7 protein-coding genes are annotated in these 7,732 nt (G+C 70.9%); 4 read left to right on the top strand and 3 right to left on the bottom strand.

The features are described 5' to 3' along the window. Positions 1-104 precede the first annotated feature (104 nt). Positions 105-842, bottom strand: coding sequence for a glucose 1-dehydrogenase (locus ACE3OK_RS10825; RefSeq protein ID WP_374249553.1), 738 nt, complete (start codon positions 840-842; stop codon positions 105-107). A 79-nt stretch (positions 843-921) separates the two neighbouring features. Continuing rightward, positions 922-1,335: a YkgJ family cysteine cluster protein gene (locus ACE3OK_RS10820; protein ID WP_374249552.1), complete on the bottom strand. Its 414-nt coding sequence runs from the start codon at positions 1,333-1,335 to the stop codon at positions 922-924. Positions 1,336-1,442: 107 nt separating this feature from the next. Between ACE3OK_RS10820 and oleC the strand changes: the two genes are divergently transcribed. The 4 genes from oleC to ubiB are packed head-to-tail and all read left to right on the top strand — an operon-like array spanning position 1,443 to position 6,386. Next, positions 1,443-3,095: an olefin beta-lactone synthetase gene (oleC, locus tag ACE3OK_RS10815; protein WP_374249551.1), complete on the top strand. Its 1,653-nt coding sequence runs from the start codon at positions 1,443-1,445 to the stop codon at positions 3,093-3,095. After that, positions 3,092-4,102 carry a 2-alkyl-3-oxoalkanoate reductase gene (gene oleD / locus ACE3OK_RS10810; RefSeq protein WP_374249550.1) on the top strand — a complete coding sequence of 337 codons (1,011 nt, stop codon included), beginning with the start codon at positions 3,092-3,094 and terminating at the stop codon, positions 4,100-4,102. The genes oleC and oleD overlap by 4 nt, the downstream gene beginning before the upstream one ends. Further along, positions 4,099-4,731 (top strand): SCP2 domain-containing protein, encoded by a 633-nt coding sequence (locus ACE3OK_RS10805; RefSeq protein ID WP_374249549.1) that lies wholly within the window; start codon positions 4,099-4,101, stop codon positions 4,729-4,731. The genes oleD and ACE3OK_RS10805 overlap by 4 nt, the downstream gene beginning before the upstream one ends. Next, positions 4,728-6,386, top strand: a complete 1,659-nt coding sequence (ubiB, locus tag ACE3OK_RS10800) for a ubiquinone biosynthesis regulatory protein kinase UbiB (protein WP_374249548.1) — start codon at positions 4,728-4,730, stop codon at positions 6,384-6,386. Before ACE3OK_RS10805 ends, ubiB begins: the two co-directional genes overlap by 4 nt. A 114-nt stretch (positions 6,387-6,500) precedes the next feature. Here ubiB and ACE3OK_RS10795 read toward each other — a convergent pair whose 3' ends face one another. Then, positions 6,501-7,724, bottom strand: coding sequence for an efflux RND transporter periplasmic adaptor subunit (locus ACE3OK_RS10795; protein ID WP_374249547.1), 1,224 nt, complete (start codon positions 7,722-7,724; stop codon positions 6,501-6,503). Between the last annotated feature and the right edge of the window lie 8 nt (positions 7,725-7,732).

Raw genomic sequence — 7,732 nt, 5'->3', positions numbered from 1 at the left:
CAGCGGCCTCGCAACCAAGCGAGTATCGGGGAGTGCGCCTGCGCAGCAGGTGCGTTGCGAGGCCGCTGCCCGCCGGCTGGCTGGCTCCGAAGCTGATCCTGCAATCAGAGAATCCAGCCGCCGTCCACGGTCAGTTCCGCGCCGGTGACGAAGCCGGCATCGGGGCCGACGAGGAAGGCCACCGCGGCGGCGATTTCTTCCGGCTTGCCGATGCGCTTGAGCGGCGTGGCCTCGATCCCGGCCTGATTGGCCTCGGGCGGGTTGTTGTCGAGCATCGGCGTGTCGATGAAGCCCGGATGCACCGAGTTCACCCGGATCTGCGCCGGCGCCAGTTCCAGCGCGGCGGTCTTGGTCATCCCGCGCACCGCCCACTTGGTGCCCACGTAGGCGGCCGCGTTGGGGAAGCCCAGCTGGCCGGCGATCGAGCTGATGTTGACGATGCAGCCGCCGCCGGCGGCGCGCAGCGGCACCTGGCCGTGCTTCATGCCCAGGAACGGGCCCAGCTGGTTGACCCGGAACTGCCGCTCGACGTCGCGGACCGCTGCGTCGGCGATCTGGCCGGGATGGAAGATGCCGGCGTTGTTCACCAGCACGTGCAGGCCGCCGAAGCGCGCAGTCACTGCGGCCAGCGTGTCCACCCACGCGGCTTCGTCGCCGACGTCGTGGTGGAAGTAGGCGGCGCGCTCGCCCAGTTCGGCGGCCAGCGCCTGACCGGGGGTGTCCAGCATGTCGGTGATCGCAACGCGGGCACCGTCGGCATGCAGCCGGCGGACGATGGCGGCACCGATGCCGCGCGCGCCGCCGGTGACCAGGGCGACCTTGCCTTCGAGTTTTCCGTTCATTGCGCCGTACTCCAGTCGAGGGATGGATGCAATCTGCGCCCGGGCATGCGCGGCGATGTTGATCGCCATCAATTCCGCGTCAGCAGGCGACCGGCGGCGTCGGGCTGTTGCCGCTGTCGTCCGGATGGTCGGCGTTGTCGTTGCCGTCGCGCCAGTGCCAATCGGCCGATGTCAGCGCTGGCAGGCCGAAGGCAATGCGCGCCTTGTCGCATTGCGGGCTGGGCTGGCCGTATTCCCACGAGGCATCCACCTGGCGGCAGACCGACGGCCGGTTGGGATGGATGCTGCAGCGCGAATACGTGCCGATGTCGGCATCCAGTGCCACGCAGCGGATCGGCGGCGCATAGGTGCCGCGCATCACCAGCCGATGGGCATCGAGCTTCTCGGTCAGGGCCGCCGGCACCCCGCCGGGCGTGACCTCGTCCGATTCCATCCAGTGGAAGGCGACGCGGTACTGGGTGCAACAGGCGCCGCAGGTCAGGCAGGGATGCATGGGCGAATGCGGCGCGGCGGGGGATGGGCCGCGATTTTTTGCCAGCATCGGCCGCGGCGCAAGCCCTGCGGCGCAAGTCTTGCGGCAGGGCGGGCGATAATGGGCGGATGAATGCACCCTGCAACATCGCCGCCGCCTTGCCGCGGCTGGCCCGCGAGCGCCCCGACCAGGTGGCGATGCGTTGCCCGGGCCGCGCGGGCGGCTATGCCGACACGCTGACCTATGCCCAACTGGATGCGCGCAGCGACGCCATTGCCGCAGGGCTGGCCAGGCGCGGCCTGGCGCGCGGCAGCCGCGTGGTGGTGATGGTGCGCCCCACGCCCGACTTCTTCCTGTTGATGTATGCGCTGTTCAAGCGCGGTGCGGTGCCGGTGCTGGTGGACCCCGGCATCGACAAGCGCGCGCTGAAGCAATGCCTGGATGAAGCGCAGCCGCAGGCCTTCATCGGCATCCCGCTGGCGCTGCTGGCGAAGGCGCTGCTGGGCTGGGCGAAGACCGCCACCCTGCGCATCACCACCGGGCGCTGGCCGCTGCTGGCCGACGCCACGTTGGCGCGGATCGAGGCCGAAGGCACCGGCGCCGGCCCGCAGCTGGCGGACACCGACGGCGAGGACGTGGCCGCGCTCCTGTTCACCAGCGGCAGCACCGGCGTGCCCAAGGGCGTGGTGTACCGGCATCGCCACTTCGTCGCGCAGATCGAGATGCTGGGTGCGGCGTTCGGCATCGCGGCGGGCGGCATCGACATGCCCACGTTCCCGCCCTTTGCATTGTTCGACCCCGCGCTGGGATTGACCAGCATCATCCCCGACATGGACCCCACGCGCCCGGCCAAGGCCGATCCACGCAAGTTGCACACCGCCATCGCACGCTTTGGCGTGACCCAGCTGTTCGGCTCCCCGGCGCTGATGGCGGTACTGGCCGCGCATGGCGAAAAACTGCCCGGCGTGCAGCGCGTGACCAGCGCCGGTGCGCCGGTGCCGCCGGCGGTGGTGCGGCGGATGCTGGAGCTGCTGCCAGCGGATGCGCAGCTGTGGACGCCCTATGGCGCCACCGAATGCCTGCCGGTGGCGGTGATCGAAGGCCGCGAATTGCTGACCCTGCGCACCCGCACCGAAGCCGGGGCGGGCACCTGCGTGGGCCGGCCGGTGGCGGGCAACACGGTGCGCATCATCGGCATCGACGATGGCGCGATTCCGGAGTGGCGCGATGGGCTGCAGGTCGCGCCCGGGCAGGTGGGCGAAATCACCGTGGCCGGCCCCAGCGCCACCGATGCCTACTTCAACCGCGACGCGCAGACCGCGCTGGCGAAGATCCGCGAAATCCTGCCCGACGGCAGCCATCGCATCGTGCATCGCATGGGCGACCTCGGCTGGTTCGACGCCGAGGGTCGGCTGTGGTTCTGTGGGCGCAAGTCGCAGCGGGTGGTCGTCGATGCGCAGACCACGCTGTGCACCGAGCAGGTCGAGCCGGTGTTCAACACCCACCCGCAGGTGCTGCGCACCGCACTGGTCGGCGTCGGTCCCAGGGACGCGCAAACGCCGGTCCTGGTGTTCGAACTGCAGCCGGGCGCGCAGGCCGACGTGGCGGAAGTCGCCGACGAGCTGCGCCATCTTGCGCAGGGCTTCGTGCACACGGCGAAGATCGAGTGCTTCCTGCACCATCCCAAATCCTTCCCGGTGGACATCCGCCACAACGCCAAGATCGGCCGCGAGAAGCTGGCGGCATGGGCGGCGGCGCAACCCGCGGGGGGCAGGGCATGAAGCTGCTCGTCACCGGTGGCGGCGGTTTCCTCGGCCAGGCGCTGTGTCGCGCGCTGCTGGCGCGGGGACACGAGGTTGCCAGCTTCAGCCGCAGCCGCCACGCCGCGTTGGACGGCTTGGGCGTGCGCCAGTTGCAGGGTGACCTGGGCGATGCCGATGCGGTGCTGCACGCCTTTTCCGAAGGCTTCGACGCGGTGCTGCACAACGCTGCCAAGGCCGGCACCTGGGGCAGTTACCAGAGTTATTTCGATGCCAACGTGAGCGGCACCCGCAACGTGATCGCGGCCTGCCGCGCGCACGGGATCGGCCGGCTGGTGCACACCTCCACGCCCAGCGTCGCCCATCGCGCAACCCATCCGGTGGAGGGGGGCAGCGCCGACGAGGTGCCCTATGGCGAAGGCGTGAAGGCGCATTACGCCACCACCAAGATCCAGGCAGAGCGCGACGTGCTGGCCGCCAACGATGCCGGGCTGGCCACGGTGGCGCTGCGCCCGCGGCTGATCTGGGGGCCTGGCGATACCCAGATCCTGCCCAAGCTGGTCGAGCGGGCGCGCAGCGGGCGGCTGCGGCTGGTGGGCAGCGGTGACAACCTGGTTGATACCACCTACATCGACAACGCGGCGCAGGCGCATGTGGCCGCACTGGCCGCGCTGCATCCCGGGGCCGCGTGTGCCGGACGTGCGTATTTCATCAGCAATGGCGAGCCGTGGCCGCTGCGCAAGGTCCTGAACGGCCTGCTGGAGGCGGCGGGTGCGCCGACGGTGGAAAAAACCATTCCTTTCGGCCTTACGTATGCGCTGGGCGGCCTCTGTGAAGGCCTGTGGACGGCCTTGCCGCTGCGCGGCGAGCCGCCGATGACGCGCTTCCTGGCCGAGCAGTTGGCCACGCCGCACTGGTATGCGATGGCCCCGGCCACCCGCGACTTCGGCTACGTGCCGCAGGTGTCGATGGCAGAGGGGCTGGCGCGGCTGCGGGCATCGCTGCGGCCACCTACAATGGCGTCATGACCGAGCTGCCCTTCAACTGGAAACAACCCGCCGGGCGCGCGCTGGAGCTGGCGCTCAACCACGCCTTGGCACTGGATGCCGACACCCGTGCCGGGCTGGCCGCACTGGATGGGCAGCGGGTCGCACTGACGCTGGCCGCGCCGCCACTGGCGCTGCAAGTGCGGGTGGAGGGCGAGGCGCTGCGGGTGGGGCCGGCGGACGCCGAGCCGGACCTGGGCGTGCGCGCTACCCTGGGCGGGCTGTTGCAGCAATTGCCGCTGCTGCGCGCCGGCACCGCGCCGCCGGTGGGCAAGCTGCGCATCGAGGGCGATGCCGCGCTGGCGCAGCGCCTGCAAAAGCTGGCCAGCGGGTTCGACCCGGATTGGCAGTTGCCGTTCGTCAAGGTCTTCGGGGACGTGCTGGGCGTGCAGATCGCCAAGGCGGTGCGCGCCGCGCTGAAACAGGCGCAGGTGGCAGGCCGCAACCTGGCGGAAATGGCCGCCGAATACGTCACCGAAGAAAGCCGCGACGTGGTGCCCAAGGCCGAACTGGACGCTTTCCACGACGACGTGGACGTGCTGCGCGACGACGTCGAGCGGGTGGCGGCGAAGATCGCGCGGCTGCGCCGCGAGCGGGGCCTGGCCGCATGAAGTCCGCGCTGCGGGCGTGGAAGATCGGCCGGGTGCTGCTCGCGTATCGGCTGGATGACCTGTTGGACGGCACCCCGGCCGAGCGCTGGTTGAGCCTGATGCGTCCGTTCGTGCCGCGCGCCGCGCGCGAGGTGGTCAGCCTGTCGCGCGGTGCGCGCCTGCGGCTGGCGCTGCAGGCGCTGGGGCCGATCTTCGTCAAGTTCGGGCAGATTCTATCCACCCGCCGTGATCTGATTCCGCCCGACATCGCCGAAGAACTGACCCTGTTGCAGGACCGGGTGGCGCCGTTCGACGGCGTGCAGGCCCGCGCGCTGGTCGAGGTGGCGTTGGGCCGCAATATCGCGGACGCCTACGCGGCGTTCGACACCACCCCGCTGGCCTCCGCCAGCATCGCGCAGGTGCACGCCGCCACCCTGCACGACGGGCGCGAGGTGGTGGTGAAGGTGCTGCGGCCGGACATCGCCCGGCTGATCGCCGCCGATATCGCGCTGCTGAAGAACGTGGCGGGCATCGTCGAGCGTACCCATCCGAGCGCCGACAAGATCCGCCCGCGCGAAATCGTCGCCGAGATCGAGAACACGCTGGCCGCCGAACTCGACCTGCAGCGCGAGGCCGGCAACGCCAGCCTGCTGCGGCGCAACTGGCTGGGCTCGCCCGACCTTTACGTGCCGGAGGTGATCTGGAGCCACACCGCCGAGCGCGCGATGACCATGGAGCGCGTGCGCGGCATTCCGTCCGACGACGTCGCCGCGCTGGATGCCGCCGGCATCGACCGCAAGGCGCTGGCGGCGAAGGGTGTGCGCGTGTTCTACCAGCAGGTGTTCCGCGACAACTTCTTCCACGCCGATGCCCACGCCGGCAACATCTGGGTGGACCCGGAGCGCAAGGCGGACCCGCGCTTCATCGCGCTGGATTTCGGGATCATGGGGCAGCTCTCCAGCGACGACCAGTACTGGCTCGCCGAGAACTTCATGGCGATCTTCAACCGCGACTACCGGCGCATCGCCGAGCTGCACGTGCAGGCCGGCTGGATGCCGTCGCACATCCGCATCGACGAACTGGAAGCGGCGGCGCGCGCGGTCTGCGAGCCGTACTTCACCCGCCCGCTGAGCGAAATTTCTCTGGCCGAAGTGCTGGTGAAACTGTTCCGCACCGCACAGCGCTACGAACTCACCTTGCAGCCGCAGTTGATCCTGTTGCAGAAGACCCTGCTCAACATCGAGGGCGTGGGGCGCCAGTTGGACCCGGCCATCGACATCTGGGCGGTGGCCAAGCCGGTGCTGGAGCAGATCCTGCGCGAGCGTTACAGCCCCAAGCGCCTGCTGGGCGAGGTGCGGGCGCGGATGCCGGAGTTGATCACCCGCGCCCCCGACATGCCGCGCCTGCTGCATGCGTGGCTGCAGCAGCAAGTGGAAGGCAAGCACGAACTGTCGATGCGCTCGCAGGACATCCGCGAGCTCAACCAGACCCTGTACAACCTGCAACGTCGTGCGGTGTCGGCGATCCTCGGCACCGGCCTGCTGATCGTGGCGGTGGTGCTGTACGCGCAGGATGCCGGCGGCCCGAAGCTGGGTGGCTTGCCCATCGCCACCTGGATTGCCGGCGTCGGCGGGCTGTGGGCGTTGCTGGCGGCGTGGCCCCGGCGGCGCGGCTGAGCCGCGGCCTGCGTGTAACCGCCGCCGGCCCCGCCGAGGTGCCGATGGCCATTCCCGCGATCACCGCCGCCACGCCCGTGGTGCCGCATCACCTGCCCGCGCGGGCGCCGCGCATCAGCGAGCCGTCGGCACCGTGCGTGCGCGGACGCGGATGCCATCCGCCACGGCATCGCCCGGGTACTGGATGACCTGTTCGCCCGCGCGCAGGCCCTCCGTGATCCAGGCGTCCTCGCCGTTGCGGTCGGCCACCGTGATCTTGCGCAGGCGCGCGCGCGCGCCTTCCACCACGAACACGGCCATCCGTTCGCCGCCGCCGTCCGCTGCACCCGGTGCCGGGAACACCGCACTGACCGGCACCCGCAGGACCGCGCGCCTGGCGACCACGACGATGCGCACGCCAACGCGATAGCCATCGCCCAGCGCCTGCCACTGTGCGCGCGGGCTGTCGAGATCGATCAGCACGTTCACCCGCTGCTCTTCCACGCCCAGTGCCGACACCTTGGTGAAGCCGGCGGGCTCCACCATGCGCACATGGCCGACCAGCGGGGCGGCACCGCCCCAGCGCTCGATGCGCACCGGCATCCCGCGCGCAACCTGGGGTGCGTCCGTGGTCAGCAACTCGGCCAGCACTTCCAGCCGCGCGGTGTCGCCGATTTCCAGCAGCGGCGTACCCAGCGCCACGCTGCCGGCGCTGGTGCGCAGCACCCGCAGCACCCGGCCGGAGATCGGTGCGTGCAGCGGGAACGGGGAGGCGTCGTCGCGCTGGATCGCGGAACGTGCGGCGCGCGCCTGGTCCAATGCGTGGCCGGCGGCATGCTGTTCCTCCTGCGCCCCCAGCAGTTCCTCCTCGGCGGCGCGGGCTGCCAGCCGGCTGGTCTCCAGCTGGCTGGCGGCGATGAAGCGGTCGCCGGCCAGTCCCTGATCGCGCTTGAGCGTGGCCCGCGCCTGCGCCAGTGCGGTGGATGCGCGGGCGACGCGCGCCTGCGACCGCGCCAGCGAGGCCTCGGCGGTTTCCACCTGCGCCGCCAACTGCGCGCGCGCGCGGGCGTCCAGCATCGGTGCCAGCGTCGGCGTGAGGTTGGCCAACACCGTGGCCGGGGTGACGGCATCGCCTTCGCGCAGGGCGATCCGCACCAGTTCGCCCGACAGCGGCGCGGACACCAGGTAGCGGTCGCGCACCCGGGTGCGCCCGTTCTCCTCGATGCTGCGCTCGAACGGCCCCACCGTCGCGGTCGCGGTTTCCACCGGCAGCGGCCGTGGCGCGAACGCCCAGGCCAGGGCCGCCGCGACCGCGGCGGCAGCGCCGACGCCCCACATCCCTTTGCGCAACGCGTGCATGTGCTTGC

It is taken from the genome of Thermomonas sp., from assembly GCF_041905325.1.
Classification (GTDB): Bacteria; Pseudomonadota; Gammaproteobacteria; order Xanthomonadales; family Xanthomonadaceae; genus Thermomonas.
Note: the sequence above shows the minus strand (reverse complement) of the source record. Positions and strands in the feature narration are given on the sequence as shown.